The organism is Enterococcus sp. C50, from assembly GCF_040887505.1.
Classification (GTDB): domain Bacteria; phylum Bacillota; class Bacilli; order Lactobacillales; family Enterococcaceae; genus Enterococcus_B; species Enterococcus_B thailandicus.
Map to the genome: position 1 here is coordinate 129936 of NZ_JBFOFW010000003.1, position 16257 is coordinate 146192.

The window sequence follows — 16257 nt, forward strand, 5'->3', positions numbered from 1 at the left end:
TTTGAGGGCACTGGAGTAAGCTACCTCAGTCTTTTTCTTCGGTAAAAATTAGAACAGATTGGATTGGAATAAATGTTTCGCCTATTTCAATAACTGATAAGGGACAGAAAGTAATAATTATTTGCTGGTGTAATGTTGAATGATTTCATTCAATGCTTGGGTTGCACCATTCCCACTTCGTTCATCATAATAGGCGGTAAAACGTTCATCTGCCACATACATTTGTCCTAATCCTTGGTGAGCTTGTGGCGTATAAGTAGGCCAACTAAATGTTAGCCATTTTTTATGTGCGTCAAAAATGGCTTTTGCTAGTGGTTGATCCACTCCTGGCTGTGTAAGATAAGTTGTTAAATCGGCTAAAAGCTGTGACTCAACTGTTTGCATGGCTTGGAATTGTTCCTCAGTCATGTTCGCCCATTTTTGATTGGCTTTCGCAACTGTTTTTTTGCCATACGCTTCTCGAATCTCTTGTCCAAATTTTTCTTCATTTTCGCTGATTTTTTGTTGCTTGAATCCTGCAAATTTTTCTTGGTCTGACATAGTTATTCCTCCTTCGTAACTAGTAAGTGTTTTTTGTACAGTTGTCAAAAGGGCGTCAATTTGTGCTCTTTTTTTTAATAGAAGTTTCTGATGTTCAAGTAAAGCTTGGTGCTGATCAAAGTCTGGTTGGTTTAGTAATTCCTGAATTTGTTCAAGTTTGAACTCAAGTGAGCGATAAAATAAAATTTGTTGGAGTCGATCAATTTCATTTGCTCCATAGATGCGATAACCAGAAGAGTTAATCCTAGCTGGTTTGAGCAACCCAATTTCATCATAGAAACGTAATGTTCGGGGGCTAACACCTGATAGCTCTGCTATTTTTTTGATTGTATATTCCATTTTTTCCCTCCTGACACTTGCTAGAATACTCCCTCACGTAACGAGAAGGTCAAGGAAAAATTTCAAAATCCTATTAAAAATTATGTTATACTATTTCATAAGAAAAGGAAAAGGAGAAATCAATGAACATTGTTTTTTCAGATATTGATGGAACGTTTCAAGAGTTAGGAAAAGAAATTCCGCCGATTAATCGCGAAGCCATTCAAGCGTTACAAGCCAAAGGCGATCATTTTGTTTTTGTTACAGGACGCGGATACGACTTAGTCAAACAAATGAATGATGAATTATTAATTGATTGTGATGTTATTTTTGGAAATGGTGCAGGTATTAAGAAAATAGGCGAACCTGAACGTTATACTAGTACACTGACACATCAAGAAACAACAGAAGTAATCAACATTTTAGAAGAACAAGAAATTTTACACTTTATTCATACAAATCACGGTGTGGTGATAAGACCTACGAAAGAGTACACGAAACAGCTAAGTGCCTTGAGAGAATCATTAGAAAAACTTGGGGAGCAAGGCAAACGAATTATGGATTACAAGGAACAATATTTTGAAAACGATTGCGTACATACGGAAGATATCGCAAAGTATCTTTCTGAAAGACCTGAAACAATCGTGGTCAAGATCGAATTGATGGAAGCAGATGATGCACGTCACGAGGCGATTCGATCTTCTTTACAAGAAACAGAATTGCTTGTGTTCCATTCATTTATAAAAACCTTGGAAATTGTACATCCTGATAGTACAAAAGGAAGTGCCATCACCAATTATTTATCTGATTATCCATTAGCAACCAGCTATGGTATCGGAGATGGAGAAAATGATTTGGCTATGTTAGCTGTTGTTGATGTGCCTGTTGCTGTGGAAAATGCCGCAACCAATGTGAAAGAAAGTAGTCATGTGATTGCGCCTAGTTGCAGTGAAGGTGGCGTCGGCCGGTTTATTTTTGAACATATTTTATAATTAAAAAGAAAAAGAGGGATGAGATGAAATTAGTTGAAACACCAATCAATAGTAATCTAAATATCAAGACATTTTACCCAAAAATAGTGGATTTCTTTTTTGGAAATCAGGCAATTAACTACTATAAGTTCTATTCGCTAGATCGTACACAAATTTTATATGTAGATACGTATGATAAAATTCAGTTGGTGATGATTAATACGAAAAAGAAAATTACAAAGCAAGAAATCGACTATGCTATTCGTCGAATCTTGAAAGTAGCACGCGAAGATGTGACCGTTCACATTGGTGTCAAACAAGAATTGGAACGGGCTGGCCTTCAATTCAAGCGTCCAAATAAAGATATTGTGATTATTGAACAAAATGTAACAAATGCCTAACAAAAAGGGACTGGGACGAAACTAAAAATTCAGTCGTTCTTAATCTATCTTTCAATGCAAAAAAGCCTAAAATCAACGTTTTAAAAAACGAATTTTAGGCTTTTTTTCTATTTAGGCTGCTTTTGTCCCAGACTCTTTTTATTTTTGAACGATGTCCTTCCAAAAATGAAAATATTGTTCAGCCAAGCAAATTGTTGAAATCTGTTCCCACTGGATAAAATGTTCATCAAGATAGAAGCCATCAGGTGTGATGCTTGGTTGAACCAATCCTTCTGCATAACTATGGTCCAAACGTTCAACAATAATTTTTTGCTTTGCGATATAAGCAGTGATAATAACTGTTTCAAAGTGCTGTGTAATTGTACGCATAACAGCCTCCTTATCTATACTGTCCAAGTAGATTGCGCGAATAAATGAATGGATAACTACAATGAATTGAAGTCTTCAACAAATTAATTAGAACATATGTTCGTTTCTCTGTCAATCAATTCATCAAAGAAAAAATGAAAAGGAATAAAGAATATCAAGCTGATATTTTCGGAAAAAAATCAAGTTTTCTTTTCCTATTTCGTTTTTTTGATATAATGGTTAGGAAATGAAAAATTGCCAAGAGGAGTATTAAACAGATGAATAAAATTTACCCAGATGACAGTTTGACGCTACACACTGATTTGTACCAAATCAATATGATGCAGACATACTGGGAATTAGGTCGTGCAGATCTACATGCCGTTTTTGAATGTTACTTTCGAGAAATGCCTTTTAACCATGGTTATGCTGTCTTTGCTGGTCTGGAACGTTTAGTTCAATATTTAGAAAACTTAACTTTCAGTGAATCAGATATTGACTACTTACGAGAAGTGGGTAACTATCCAGAAGGTTTCCTTACTTATTTAAAAGAATTTGAATTTAAAGCAACCGTTCGTTCAATGCTTGAAGGCGAGATCGTCTTTAACAATGAACCACTTATTCAAGTCGAAGGACCGTTGGCACATTGCCAGTTGGTCGAAACAGCACTGCTGAATATGGTCAATTTCCAAACATTGATTGCTACGAAAGCAGCCCGAATCAAATCCGTTATTGGTGACGATCCACTATTGGAATTTGGAACAAGACGTGCGCAAGAACTTGATGCGGCGGTTTGGGGAACACGTGCAGCCTTCATTGGTGGTGCCGATGCGACAAGTAACGTGCGTGCTGGGAAAATTTTTGGTATTCCTGCGAGTGGAACTCATGCTCATTCATTAGTTCAGTCATATGGAAACGACTATGATGCTTTCATGGCTTACGCGAAAACACATAAAGACTGTGTCTTTTTAGTAGATACGTATAATACGTTGAAGTCAGGTGTGCCAAGTGCGATTCGAGTGGCGAGAGAAATGGGTGATAAAATCAATTTCCAAGGTGTCCGCATTGATAGTGGTGATATGGCGTATATTTCAAAACGTGTGCGTGAACAATTAGATGCAGCAGGCTTTACTGAAGCAAAAATCTATGCTTCTAACGACTTAGATGAAGCAACGATTCTAAATTTAAAAATGCAAAAAGCAAAAATCGATGTTTGGGGTGTGGGCACTAAGTTGATTACAGCTTACGACCAACCTGCACTAGGGGCTGTTTTCAAATTAGTATCTATTGAAAACAAAGAAGGAAAAATGATTGATACCATCAAGTTATCTAGTAATGCAGAAAAAGTAACAACGCCAGGGAAAAAACAGGTTTGGCGTATTACACGAAATTTTGACGGAAAATCTGAAGGAGACTATGTCACGTTATGGAATGAAGATCCTCGCAAGGAAGAGGAAATCTTTATGTTCCATCCTGTTCATACGTTCATCAATAAAACGGTACGTGATTTTTCGGCACGTCCGATGTTACAAGATATTTTTGTTGAAGGAAAGTTGGTCTATTCATTACCTTCGCTAAATGAAATTAAAGACTATGCACGTGAGAACTTGGACTCTCTATGGGAAGAATATAAACGTGATTTGAACCCACAAAAGTATCCAGTTGATTTATCAACAGAGTGCTGGAATCACAAGATGTCTATTATGGAACGAATGAAAAAAAGCGTTGCTGATCTACACAATGAAGCATGATTGAAATCACTGAGGGGGAACAAACATGAGTTTACAACAAGAAATTATTCAAGAACTAGGTGTGAAACCTATAATTGATGCACAAACAGAAATTCGTCGAAGTGTGGACTTTTTGAAAGACTACTTAAAAAAATACCCATTTATCAAAACATTTGTTTTAGGAATCAGTGGTGGACAAGATTCAACTTTAGCTGGTCGTTTAGCACAGTTAGCAATGGCTGAAATGCGTGAAGAAACACAAGATGACAGTTATCAATTTGTTGCTGTTCGCTTACCTTATGGCGAACAAGCTGACGAAGAAGATGCAAAAGCTGCATTGGATTTTATTCAGCCCGATGTGAGTTTACGTGTTGATATCAAACCTGCTGTGGATGCACAAGTTGCCTCATTGAGTGAAGCAGGTGTTGAAATCAGTGATTTTAATAAAGGAAATATCAAAGCACGTCAACGAATGATTACTCAATACGGTGTTGCTGGTGCAAAATTTGGTGCTGTCTTGGGAACAGATCATGCTGCAGAAAATATTACAGGATTCTTTACAAAATTTGGTGATGGTGGGGCAGATATTTTACCACTTTTTCGTTTGAACAAGCGACAAGGAAAAGCTCTGTTAAAAGAACTAGGTGCGCCAGCAGAATTGTATACAAAAATTCCAACGGCGGACTTGGAAGATGGGAAACCATTAATTGCAGATGAAGTTGCTTTAGGTGTCACTTATGATCAAATTGATGATTATTTAGAAGGAAAAGAAATTCCTGAACATGCACAAGAAACCCTTGAAGCTTGGTGGGATAAAACAAAACATAAACGTCATCTACCAATTACGGTTTTTGATGATTTTTGGAAGTAAGACAAAGCTGTAAAAGAAGTCGGAGGATTTTTAAATCTTCCGACTTCTTTTTTACTTATTTGAGCTAGCTATGTTCGCAAATGCCGATAAATGAGACAGAGAATTACAGGAACCGTTATAATAAAAGAAGAGAACAAGCTAGTTTAAAAAATAGGATTTGAATAAGGTTTGAATTATTCATAAGGGCGAGTAAGCTTGAAGGAAAAGCCAATTATAAATTTTAAAAAAATGTGTGATTGTACAGATTGGCTAAGCGATGAAACATGAGCAGTCGATTTTGATTATAAAAAATTAAAAATAATTATTTAGAAGGTGAACGAAAATGAGAAAAGAAATCAAACTAGTAATGAGTGATATTGACGGAACGATTTTAACTAGCAAACACAGAATTGATAACAAATTAGCTAGTCGTTTGAAACAACTAAAAGCTAGAAATATTCCTTTTGTTTTGGCATCTGCCAGATCTCCTAAAGGAATGCATGACATTGCGAAAGTATTGGAAATCACTGAATACCCAATGGCTTGTTACAATGGTGCCTTGATTGTCAGAGAAGGAGAAGACGACCCGTTTCAACAAATTTTTAGTCAAGAATTGAATGTAGGAGAAACACTTCAGCTCATTGAACTTTTAACGAAAAAATTTAAAACTATCTCAATTAGTTTGTATTCAGGAAGCGACTGGTATGTGGAGTCAGTTGACGAGTGGGTAGAGCAAGAAGCTGCAATCACGAAACTTGAACCAATTGTAGCCAATCTTAACCAATTACTTTTAGAACAAAGACTGCCAGTTCATAAGCTATTATTGATAGGATCAACTTCAGAAATTGAGCAACTAAAGGAAGTTTGCGAATCATTAAATCTGGAAACTAGTTCGTTTTATTTATCAAAGGAAAATTATCTGGAAGTTACTCACTATCAAGTATCGAAAGAAAAAGCGTTAACGATTGTGGCAAATCACTATCAAATTCCTTTAGAAAACACGATGGCAATTGGAGATAACTTTAACGATCTGCCTATGATCAAATTATCTGGAATGGGAGTGGCAATGGGCAATGCACCGGAAGAAGTAACTAAAGGGGCAACCATCCAAACAGCGACTAATGATGAAAATGGTGTGTCAAAAGTATTGTTGAATCAGATTCTTTTGCAAGAAATTTGATTGTATTTTTTAAGTGAAGAAAATAGATTATTTTGCTTGGGAAACTAATTGGATAACAACAGTTGACTAATAGAAGTTAATTCTTGTCTAAATTTCTGTAATCAGAGATACTGATAAAAAGGAGGCGATTTTATGTACCGGATTTCTTTAGTTGATGATATTGCCACGGAACAGATGAAACAATTGGAAGAGCCATTTTTTGAGCGGACAGATAAAAAGGATGCGCACGGCTTACTAGTAAGAAGTTCTATTGTTGAAGAAGACTGGATTGGCTCAGAATTGTTAGCAATTTCAAGAGCTGGTGTTGGGGTCAACACGATCCAGGTACAAAAAGCCACCGAAAATGGCACGATTGTGATGAATACGCCTGGCGTTAATGCAAATGCAGTCAAAGAACTAGTATTAAGCTGTTTGTTTTTATCTGTTCGCCCGGTTATCAAAGCAAGCGAGATGGTTCAAGCTTTAGAGGGAGCAGACTTGTTAGAGCAAGCAGAAGCAAAACGAAAACCGTTTGTAGGTAAAGAATTACAAGGAAAAGTGATTGGTTTACTTGGATTAGGTTCAATTGGAAGAGAAGTTGCTCGAATTTGTTATGAATTAGGCATGGAAGTTTTAGGCTATGCTAGAAGAAATCACGAGTTAGACTATGTTGAGCAATTACCCTTGCCGGATATTTTACGATTGTCTGATTTCGTCGTGATTATGCTACCTTCAACGCCGGAAACAAATGGGCTGTTGGGGAAAGAAGAGTTATCTTTAATGAAAGAAGAGGCTATTTTAATTAATGTGGGACGAAGTGGAATTGTAGATAATGCAGCACTTTTACAAGTGATTGAGGATGGAAAACTGGCAAAATACATAACAGATTTTCCAGCACAAGAATTTTTAGGAAATGAAAAAATCATGATGCTTCCGCACATTGGTGGGTCCACAAAAGAAGCTTTAGCGGATAGCAGTCGGGAAGCTGTTCGAGCATTACGAAACTATCTGCTGTTTGGAACAGTTCGTTCATCGGTGAATTTTCCAGCTGTGCGAATGGTCTTTCGTGCGCCGTATCGTTTTACGATTTTTTATCAAAAAAGACAAGGAATCTTATCGGAAGTTTTTAAAATTTTGGAGGAAAATGATTTACCAATTGGTAATATGACGCGTAACCAGAAAGAGGATTACGTTTATACACTGATTGACATTGAGAGTACAGATGTCAAAAATTTATTAGAAGCTAACCGTCAGTTAGAAACGATTGCGGATGTTAAACGTGTACGGTTATTAGTACGTCCACAAGTTTAATCAAGTTATTTTTATTTCTTTAATTAGCCTATGACCGCTTTACTTTCAAATTTGATGCTACTAAAATAAGAGAGTGAGTCAAATTTAAAATAATCGTTTAAGTTCATAAAGTAGGCGATGAAGGAGCAATTAATTGAAGAAAAGAATAAATAATCTTTCACTTAAACAAAAGAGTATCATTCGAATTAGTTTGACTACGATTGGCGTGATCGCTTTAGTTGTATTGAGTAATTTATTTTTACAATGGTGCCAAAATGATTTGTCCTATGACTTAGCATTGAAATTTGCGTTTTCTTGGCATACAGAAAAGTTTATTTTAGCTTGCTTAGTTTTATTCGTTTTTCTGGCCTTCCTCAGCAGTGTTGCAGGATCGGTTCTGGTTGGATCTATTTTGTATACAACGATTATCGGCATTTTAGGTGTTGCTGACTATTTAAAAATGAGTTATCGACAAGAGCCTATTTATCCTGATGACATCAAAATGATTACGGAACTTAGTTTGCTGAAAGAGATGGCAGGGGGAACGACATTTTTTATTTTAATGGGAATTACTGGTTTAGTAATCATTTTATTTGCTTGGGGGCTATACCGGAGTTTCAAAAAAGGTCGTCGTTTTCAGGTCGTACGAGGAACTGTCTTCGTTTTATCTGCTATTCTATTGATGTACGTTGGTAGTTTTAATAACCCGAATAATCTCTTACGAAAAGCGTACAACAAAACAGCCTTGTGGATTCCTTATAGTCAGAAAATGAACTACTATAATACAGGATTTATTGGCGGGTTTCTTTACAATCTACAAGTTGAAGCAATGGATGAACCAAAAGGCTATTCCAAAGCGAAAGTGGCAGAAATCACTAAGAATTATCAACAAATAGCTGATAAGAAAAATCAAACAGTTGAAGAAGAGCAACCAAACATCGTTTATGTGATGAGCGAAAGTTTTTCTGACCCTAGTCACTTAAACGGAATCGAAGTTTCAGGAAATCCACTGCAAGATTATTATGACATTGCGAATCAAACCTATAGTGGCAAAATGTTGTCCCAAAATTATGGGGGTGGAACTGCAAATATTGAGTTTGAAGCGTTAACTGGTTTTTCAATGGAACTATTTAATGCACAATTAACAACTCCGTACACGATGTTAGTTCCTAAAATGACAAAATTTCCATCATTGGTTTCCAATCTAGCAGCGCAAAATTATCAAACAACAGCGATTCATCCCTATAACACATCAATGTATAAGCGTGAAGATGTGTATGATGTTTTGGGATTTGATTCATTTATCAGTGAAAAAGAAATGAATTACACAGAAAAACTCCAAAACAATCCTTATATTTCAGATAAAGCCGCTTATCAAGAAGTTTTATCTATTTTAAAACAGCAAGATTCACCACAATTTGTTCATCTAGTAACGATGCAAACACATATGCCTTATGGTGGAAAGTATTCAGATATTGCTTACGATGCTCAGGCAAGTGACGGCAGTGACACCGATAATTTAACCAACTATTTGCAGGATGTTGCCTATAGCAGTGAGGCACTGAAGGAATTTGTTGATAGTTTACAAGATGTTTCGCGAAGAACCCTAGTTGTTTTCTGGGGAGATCATCTTCCTGGTATTTACTCAGAAGTAGTGCAAGGAGCAAACGATGAGCAGACTTTACATGAAACACAATTTTTAATGTTTGATAGCGAAGGAAAATTAACAAATCAAGCTACTCATGATGCAATCAGTAGTCCATTTTATTTTGCAGCTAACTTATTGGAACAAACGAATCAAGCAACAACAGGGTTCTATCAATTGCTATTGGAAATGGAGCAAGTTTTACCTGCGTTTGAAAGGGGCTTATATTATCAAAATGGGCAGTGGCGTAAAGAGGCACAACTGAATGAGCAACAAAAAAAATTATATGAAGACTATCAAATGATTCAATATGACATCGTTTCTGGTAAACAATATAGTTTACAGGCTAGTTTTTTTGAAAATAGTGATTGAAGTGAAAAGAAACAAGGCGAGAAATAAGCTTGTCATAAAATAGTAAAAACAGGTACAATAAAGGATAGATAAACGGAGAAAGTAGGGAATTTCATGTTACCAAATATTGGTTATTATGTTCAATCAGTCGATAACATTGTGAAACAAACGGAAGAAATTGGCGAGCAAATGCATCCCAAATACGAAATGATTCGTCAAGCAATTGATGAAAAGAAAGTGGCAGAATTAAATTCAGAGCAATTAACAGAAGTTGTTCAATTGTTTGAAGCTGGAACTAAGCAATACCGAGCTATGCTGAAAAAAGTTAGTACGTTACGTCCTCCAGCAAAAGTGATGGGGATTCACAAAAAATTTGAACGTGCCTATCTTTCTTATGTAGCTGGTTGTGAAGAAATGATTCAAAGTATTAACGTAGAAAAGGGAATTGATACGGATTTATTTGAAGCTTCAGAAAAGAAACAAGACCAAGCAACAGATGATATTTCACTAGCAATCCAAAAAATGACCAATCTTTTGATGAAAAAATAATTTAAAGATAAAACTAGAGTTATTTAATCTAAATATAACGTTTTTTTTATGATAAGAGTTGTTCACTGCTATATGATAAAAGCATAACCAACAACAACCTTTATTTACTCTCATTGAGTAAGTAGCCTTTTCCACCGAGCCTAACCAACTCGGTGGTTTTTTGATGCTCAAAAATTCAATGTATAATAAAAAAGCTTGTGGTACAAAGCGTCCGACTCCGCCAGATAATTCACAACTAGCCCAAAACATGAAAAGCTATTTTGGTCAGTTGATTGTTATCTAGTCGGAGCTAGACGTTTTGTGCCACAAGCTCTACTCACGGTGTTCAAGAAGTAATTCCTGCTAAATAAGTCTAAATTTCACAAAATTTGAAAAACAATTTCTGGAAATTTATTCTTATTTATTTAAGCTAGACACTTCTTTCACGACCTTTATTTACGGTGTTCCCCAAGCAACTCCTCCATATAACGTGGATCCACTTCAAAATATGAGAAGCTATTTTGAGTACCTGCTCATTATCTGTTTGGAGTTGAGCGCTTGGAACCACAACCTCTATTCACAGTGTTCTCAAAGTAGCTTCTTCGGTAATAAGTCCTCTTTTCTTAAAAATATGAGAAGCTATTTTTAGAAAAGATTCCTTATTACTTGAAGCTAACCACTTTGCGCCACAACCTTTTTCAGTTTTCAACATTCCTGACGTAGTTATCAAAATAATCTTCCAGATTTTTCTTTAGTTGTTGATAGTCTGCTTCAGTATACTCTTTATCTTCGATTTTCCCCTGAAAAAAAGGAATCTGCAAATCTTCTCGCAAACGATCTAACACTTCTTGTTGGTTCATGTTCTTCGCTTCTTTCTTCATCATTCATCTATAGTTATTACTAGGTTCATTTATAAGCTGTGAAAAATAGCAGTTAAATGTTCAAAGTTTTGTTTCATAATGGTCAATTTGCTATAAAGCAAAGCGGTATTAGAATCTTCATTGAAGAAGACTTGCTTGAGTTCAGCATAAAACTGATGAAAAGCATCAAAAAATTTGCTGACTTCTTTGATTTGCAATTCTGGATGTAGCTGAGTATATAATTTTGCTGTTTGAGCGAGGCTGTATAGCTCGTTCGTCACAACAATAACTCGATTTTTTTCATAGCGTGGGCTAGTAATCAATTCGTACAAGGGAAGACACTTATTATAAAGTTCAGAAAGGTTGTCTAATAGATACTCTTCAGCTGATTTTTGAATCATAAAAATTTCCTCCTTTGAAAAATAGGTTGATTTTAGTCGAAATAGACGCACACACACTCAGGTGCATAAATGTCTTTTTGTAGTAATGTTAACTTTCCGGTTTGAGCATCACGTGTGAATAAAGTTAAGTTATCACTATTTTGATTTGCACAAACTAAAAACTCATTTGTTGAATTTAAGGCAAAGTCACGAGGAAAATCACCTTCTGTTGAAATATTTTGAATAGCAGAAAGCTGTTCACCATTACTAGAAATCTCAAAGACTGCGATTGAGTTATGTCCACGATTAGAAGTATATAAGAAACGGCCGTCATTTGAAATTCGGATAGCAGCACCGCCATTTTCACCTGTGAAATCTTCTGGTAAAGTTGAAATTTTTTGTAACTTTTCAAATGAACCATTTTCTTGATAAGCGAGGACGCTTACGGTGCTGTCTAATTCACCAAATAAATAAGCAATTGGCTGTGTCGGATGGAAAACTAAATGACGGGGTCCAGTTCCAGGTTCAGCTACAAAAGTGGCTGCTAGAGTTAACTTTTCATTTTCTGCAACATCATAAGTGTACACTCGATCAGTTCCAAGATCACAAACAACTAAACGTTGGTCAGGTGTTAAATCAGTGTAGTGGACATGTGCATGGTCTTGATTTTTATGTGGTCCAGTTTCCTCTTGATGATAAAGAGATTCGACAGCTTCAATACCACCATTATCTAAAATACGATAAACATTTACTTCACCTTTATGATAATTTGCACCATAAACCAGCTGACGAGTTTCATCTACTGCTACATAACAAAGAGGTGCTCCTTCTTCTGTTACCGCATTCAAAAATTGATACGTTGAATCGTATGCGCCTGCGCCACCTAATCCATCAACTGTTGTGACAGTGTATAGATTCCCTGCTTTACTCTTTGCTAAATAGGTGGGACTCACTTCTTTAGTTGCTAAAGTTAGTCCAGATAATTCTTTTTTTTCAGTATCAAGATCGATTGTATAAATTCCTTCACTTACTCGGCGTGTATAAGTACCCAAAATGATTTTTTCAATCATTTGATTCCCTCCTAAAAAAATGAAATTGTTTTCTTTTTTATTTTAGCATACAACTGTTCTTGGCGGATAATGAAAGAGAATATGCTATAATATTTTTGAGCGTAAAAATACGCTGTATGAAGAAAAACACTGTTCATTGTGATAGTAATCAAAGGAGAGATCAAGATGATTCAAGCCAATGTAGTAGAAATTGGACCAGAAGCAATTAATGAAAAAGAACCAATGCTGATTTTATTCAACAACACAGCAACAACTACTTTACGAAACTACTCGATTATCCAAGAATTTTTAAATAAAGAACCCTTTAAGCTAGAATCTGGAAAAACAATTCGATTTGATGAACAAGAATATACGATTGAACATGTCGGAACGACTGCTAATCAAAATCTGGAAACAGTTGGTCACGTAACGTTAGTGTTTGACGAGCATCAACCAGAAAATACGATTGTTAATGGTGTGTATTTGAATCCTTATCAACTTCCAGAAATTCATTTGGGAACACAAATTTATTATCAGTAGGAGGGACATATGGAGGAGAAAAATAAAAAAGGAAAACCAATTTCCTGGTTTTGGAAATGGTTTTTAAATAATCAAGTAGTAACGGCCTTATTAGTTGTTCTGCTTTTATTAGTAATCGTCTTTCTTTTTACGAAAGTGTCATACCTATTTGAACCTGTGTGGCAATTCTTAGCTATCGTTGGCCTACCAATTATTTTAGCGGGTATTTTATATTATTTGATGAATCCTGTGGTGGACTATTTAGAGAAGAAAAAGATTCCCAGAATTTACAGTATTATTGGTTTATTTGTCGTTGTGGTGGCGCTAATCGTTTGGGGAATCGTAGTGATTGTGCCAAAAATTCAAGAGCAATCAGTTAGCTTTGCTAGTAATTTCCCACAATATGTCGACACGATAGATGATAAATTAACAGAAATCTTACGCGATCCTTTGTTTAATCAATTTCGTGAACAACTTGAGACTGCGGGGGATAAAATTATTAATTCTGCCGGCGATTTGATTAAGAACCTTTCAAAAACGACCGTTCAAAGTGTTGGAAGTATCGTAGGAGCGGTAGCGACAGTCATTGTGGCAATTATGACGATGCCATTTATCTTGTTTTATTTATTGAAAGATGGACGTCAATTAGCACCTTACTTTGTTAAATTCTTACCAACACGTATGAGAAAACCAACTTTGAAAGTATTAAGTGAAATGAACGATCAAGTATCTTCTTATATAAGAGGTCAATTGACTGTGGCTTTTGCTGTGGCAATCATGTTTATCATTGGTTTTTCGATTATTGGATTGGAATATTCAGTGACGTTAGGTATTGTTGCAGGATTCTTGAATCTAATTCCGTACCTTGGCTCATTTTTAGCCATGATTCCAGCAGTCTTTCTTGGGATTGTAGCAGGGCCTTTGATGTTGGTGAAAGTGATTATCGTCTTTATTGCCGAGCAAACGATCGAAGGACGATTGATTTCACCATTAGTTTTAGGGAATCAATTAGCGATTCATCCAGTAACGATTTTATTGGTTTTATTGACTTCTGGAAAACTGTTTGGAATTGTGGGAGTTATTTTGGGAATACCTGTTTATGCGGCAGCCAAAGTAATCATCACGCATATTTTTGAATGGTACACAACGATTTCTTCCTTATATGAAGACGATCCAGTTGAAACGCCGAAAAAAGAATAGGCAACTATCTTAAAAATCAAAAAAGAAACATAAATAAAAACAGCAAACGACAATCGAAAACTAGATTGTTGTTTGCTGTTTTTTTGTTGTAAAAGAGATCTGTTTTGCTTAGAAATCTTTTCCTAATTGAGTAGCTTTGTCTAGTGCTTCTTGCATCAATTCTTCTGCACGGTCAGGTGTGTAGTCGATTCCTTCGATAAATAATTGATCGATTTCGTCAATTCCAATAAAGTTCAAGATTCCTTTAACATATTGTGAAGCAAAATCTTGGCCTTGATAAATACCACCATTTGATTGGATGTGTAAAGCTTTCTTTCCTTGAACTAAACCTTGAGGACCATTTTCTGTATATTTGAATGTTTTACCAGCTACGTTGACCGTGTCAAACCAAGCTTTTAAACGTGTTGGAATATTTAGGTTCCAAAGTGCGTTGGCAATGACGATTTTATCAGCAGCTAGAAATTGTTCAGTTAATTCGTTAAAACGCGCGATTTTATGTTGTTGCTTTTCAGTTAATTCTGAGAAGTCGGCTCCAGTACGAAGAACTTCCCAACCAGATAATAATTCTTCGTCAATTTCAGGAATATCATCACGGTAAAGATCAAGAATAGTGATTTCATCTTCTGGATGACTTTCTTTATAGCTAGTTAGAAATGTAGAAAGAGCTTTAACTGAGCGTGATTCTTCAGCAGTTAAAGGATGACCTTTGACAATTAATACTGATGACATAATGATTCAATCTCCTTTTTTGTAAACATACTTGTTATGTTCAAGACTAACAAAGCTAGTTTACTCGAAAAAGAAAAGGCTATCAAGGTTTAAAAACAAAGAATAGTTAATTTAGCTGCTTTTCTTTTTTACTACTCATTCTTTTTTTACTGATCCATTTGGTGGAGCCAAAACAAAATCATACTGAAATCAAGTGTAAAAAAATAAGAAAACTTCAACTAAAGGCCAGTTTGTTTAGATTTATTTACCTCGACATCGGTAAAAGTATATTGGAAATGATTGATTTGCATGGCTATAATTTAGTTATTCCACCATGTTGATTTGGGATGAACATCTCAAATAACCCCACAAGTGGAAGAGCTGATTTTTTTTACATAGTCGTAGCAAATCATCACTCTTTCATTAGAGTTGCTGTTAGTTCATTGTTTTTACAAAAAGATAGCCGAAGAGACTTCTCATATTCTAAGTTCGTCTGGCTGGCAAACGGGTTTTCTTTTAGGCAAATAATGAACGAACTCAAACGTAAAAGGTGGGAAACCCTTACTCACTTATTTTTAAAAGAAGCAGTGCATTCGTTTAACGGATGCACTGTTTCTTTTTTGCAGTTGAAATAAATGAAAAAAATAATGTAAAAAACTTGCAAAACAGTCTGCTGGTGTTATAATGACATAGCGTCATATGACAACGCGTCATTTGGGTGAAGAAACGAAAGGAGGAGGACTATGCCAACACAAACATTTTTTCATTTGCCAAAGGAAAAGCAACAACGATTATTAGCCGCTGCGAATGCTGAGTTTTCACGTGTGCCGTTAAAGGATGCGTCAATTGCTAATATCGTGAAACTAGCTGAGATACCACGTGGTAGTTTTTATCAATATTTTGAAAATAAAGAGGATCTGTACTTCTATTATTTTGAGACACTGCGACGTGATAGTTCGCGAGATATGCGAAACTTGATGAAAGAAGTTCATGGAGATCTTTTTGAAGGCTTCGAGCTTTATTTTGAAAAGATGATTCGCGAAATCTTAGCAGGAGAAAATTCTGCATTTTATCGACACTTATTCATGAACATGGATTATCGCGCTTCACGTAAAGTGACTCCTCATCTTTCTGAAGAGGAAAAGGCAAAAAAAATGCCACATAAAAGACATAAGCAGGATACTCAAGCTTTAATAGAAGTGATTGATCAAACAAAACTAAAAGTAAGAGATTCACACGAATTAGAGCTGTTGATATCACTGTTGATGAATGCTGTTTTTTCAACGATTGCACATTCATACAAATCACTTTCAGTGACGAAAGACTACTCAGTTGAACAAGCAATCGAAGAATTTAAGTTAAAGCTTTCTTGGTTGAAAGAGGGAGCCTATAAGTAGAAAGAAGGGGAAT

17 protein-coding genes are annotated in these 16257 nt (G+C 35.7%); 11 read left to right on the forward strand and 6 right to left on the reverse strand.

Annotation, left to right across the window (positions count from 1 at the left end; all coding sequences use genetic code 11):
• Positions 1-117: 117 nt before the first annotated feature.
• Positions 118-879 (reverse strand): MerR family transcriptional regulator, encoded by a 762-nt coding sequence (locus tag AB3I20_RS05420; protein ID WP_368027061.1) that lies wholly within the window; start codon positions 877-879, stop codon positions 118-120.
• Positions 880-1001: 122 nt separating this feature from the next.
• Between AB3I20_RS05420 and AB3I20_RS05425 the strand changes: the two genes are divergently transcribed.
• Together AB3I20_RS05425 and AB3I20_RS05430 are read left to right on the forward strand one after the other, a co-directional pair.
• A complete protein-coding gene (locus AB3I20_RS05425) occupies positions 1002-1850 on the forward strand; it encodes an HAD family hydrolase (RefSeq protein ID WP_071869113.1) in 849 nt (282 codons plus the stop codon).
• A 23-nt stretch (positions 1851-1873) separates the two neighbouring features.
• Positions 1874-2230 (forward strand): DUF1827 family protein, encoded by a 357-nt coding sequence (locus AB3I20_RS05430; RefSeq protein ID WP_067482872.1) that lies wholly within the window; start codon positions 1874-1876, stop codon positions 2228-2230.
• Between the two features lie 138 nt (positions 2231-2368).
• Here AB3I20_RS05430 and AB3I20_RS05435 read toward each other — a convergent pair whose 3' ends face one another.
• Positions 2369-2599: a hypothetical protein gene (locus tag AB3I20_RS05435; protein WP_067482870.1), complete on the reverse strand. Its 231-nt coding sequence runs from the start codon at positions 2597-2599 to the stop codon at positions 2369-2371.
• Between the two features lie 257 nt (positions 2600-2856).
• On the opposite strand from AB3I20_RS05435, the gene AB3I20_RS05440 reads away from it, so the two are divergent.
• The 6 genes from AB3I20_RS05440 to AB3I20_RS05465 all read left to right on the forward strand — a co-directional run bounded on the left by AB3I20_RS05440 (position 2857) and on the right by AB3I20_RS05465 (position 10152).
• Entirely contained in the window at positions 2857-4329 is a 1473-nt protein-coding gene (locus AB3I20_RS05440) for a nicotinate phosphoribosyltransferase (RefSeq protein WP_095803822.1), read from the forward strand.
• A 25-nt stretch (positions 4330-4354) separates the two neighbouring features.
• On the forward strand, positions 4355-5179 hold the full coding sequence (gene nadE, locus AB3I20_RS05445; RefSeq protein ID WP_067482866.1) for an ammonia-dependent NAD(+) synthetase: 825 nt from the start codon (positions 4355-4357) through the stop codon (positions 5177-5179).
• A gap of 322 nt (positions 5180-5501) precedes the next feature.
• Positions 5502-6338 (forward strand): HAD family hydrolase, encoded by an 837-nt coding sequence (locus AB3I20_RS05450; RefSeq protein ID WP_368027062.1) that lies wholly within the window; start codon positions 5502-5504, stop codon positions 6336-6338.
• 132 nt (positions 6339-6470) lie between these two features.
• Positions 6471-7628, forward strand: coding sequence for an NAD(P)-dependent oxidoreductase (locus AB3I20_RS05455; protein WP_067482861.1), 1158 nt, complete (start codon positions 6471-6473; stop codon positions 7626-7628).
• A 133-nt stretch (positions 7629-7761) separates the two neighbouring features.
• Positions 7762-9624, forward strand: a complete 1863-nt coding sequence (locus AB3I20_RS05460; RefSeq protein ID WP_368027063.1) for an LTA synthase family protein — start codon at positions 7762-7764, stop codon at positions 9622-9624.
• 93 nt (positions 9625-9717) lie between these two features.
• Entirely contained in the window at positions 9718-10152 is a 435-nt protein-coding gene (locus AB3I20_RS05465) for a hypothetical protein (protein WP_071869109.1), read from the forward strand.
• A 677-nt stretch (positions 10153-10829) separates the two neighbouring features.
• Here AB3I20_RS05465 and AB3I20_RS05470 read toward each other — a convergent pair.
• From AB3I20_RS05470 to AB3I20_RS05480, 3 genes are read right to left on the reverse strand one after another with little or no spacing between them, the layout of a single operon-like run.
• Positions 10830-10991 (reverse strand): hypothetical protein, encoded by a 162-nt coding sequence (locus tag AB3I20_RS05470; RefSeq protein ID WP_086270684.1) that lies wholly within the window; start codon positions 10989-10991, stop codon positions 10830-10832.
• A gap of 50 nt (positions 10992-11041) precedes the next feature.
• Complete coding sequence (locus AB3I20_RS05475) at positions 11042-11392, reverse strand: hypothetical protein (RefSeq protein WP_067482853.1); 351 nt, start codon at positions 11390-11392, stop codon at positions 11042-11044.
• A gap of 32 nt (positions 11393-11424) precedes the next feature.
• A complete protein-coding gene (locus AB3I20_RS05480) occupies positions 11425-12441 on the reverse strand; it encodes a lactonase family protein (protein WP_368027064.1) in 1017 nt (338 codons plus the stop codon).
• Positions 12442-12606: 165 nt separating this feature from the next.
• On the opposite strand from AB3I20_RS05480, the gene AB3I20_RS05485 reads away from it, so the two are divergent.
• The gene (locus tag AB3I20_RS05485; protein ID WP_067482850.1) at positions 12607-12960 is read left to right on the forward strand and encodes a PTS glucitol/sorbitol transporter subunit IIA; all 354 of its coding nucleotides are present in this window, start codon (positions 12607-12609) and stop codon (positions 12958-12960) included.
• A 9-nt stretch (positions 12961-12969) separates the two neighbouring features.
• The gene (locus AB3I20_RS05490; protein WP_067482849.1) at positions 12970-14139 is read left to right on the forward strand and encodes an AI-2E family transporter; all 1170 of its coding nucleotides are present in this window, start codon (positions 12970-12972) and stop codon (positions 14137-14139) included.
• Positions 14140-14247: 108 nt separating this feature from the next.
• On the opposite strand, the gene AB3I20_RS05495 is transcribed toward AB3I20_RS05490, so the two are convergent.
• Complete coding sequence (locus AB3I20_RS05495) at positions 14248-14868, reverse strand: FMN-dependent NADH-azoreductase (RefSeq protein ID WP_067482848.1); 621 nt, start codon at positions 14866-14868, stop codon at positions 14248-14250.
• A 722-nt stretch (positions 14869-15590) separates the two neighbouring features.
• Here AB3I20_RS05495 and AB3I20_RS05500 point away from each other — a divergent pair.
• Entirely contained in the window at positions 15591-16244 is a 654-nt protein-coding gene (locus tag AB3I20_RS05500; RefSeq protein WP_270608165.1) for a TetR/AcrR family transcriptional regulator, read from the forward strand.
• Positions 16245-16257 lie beyond the last annotated feature (13 nt).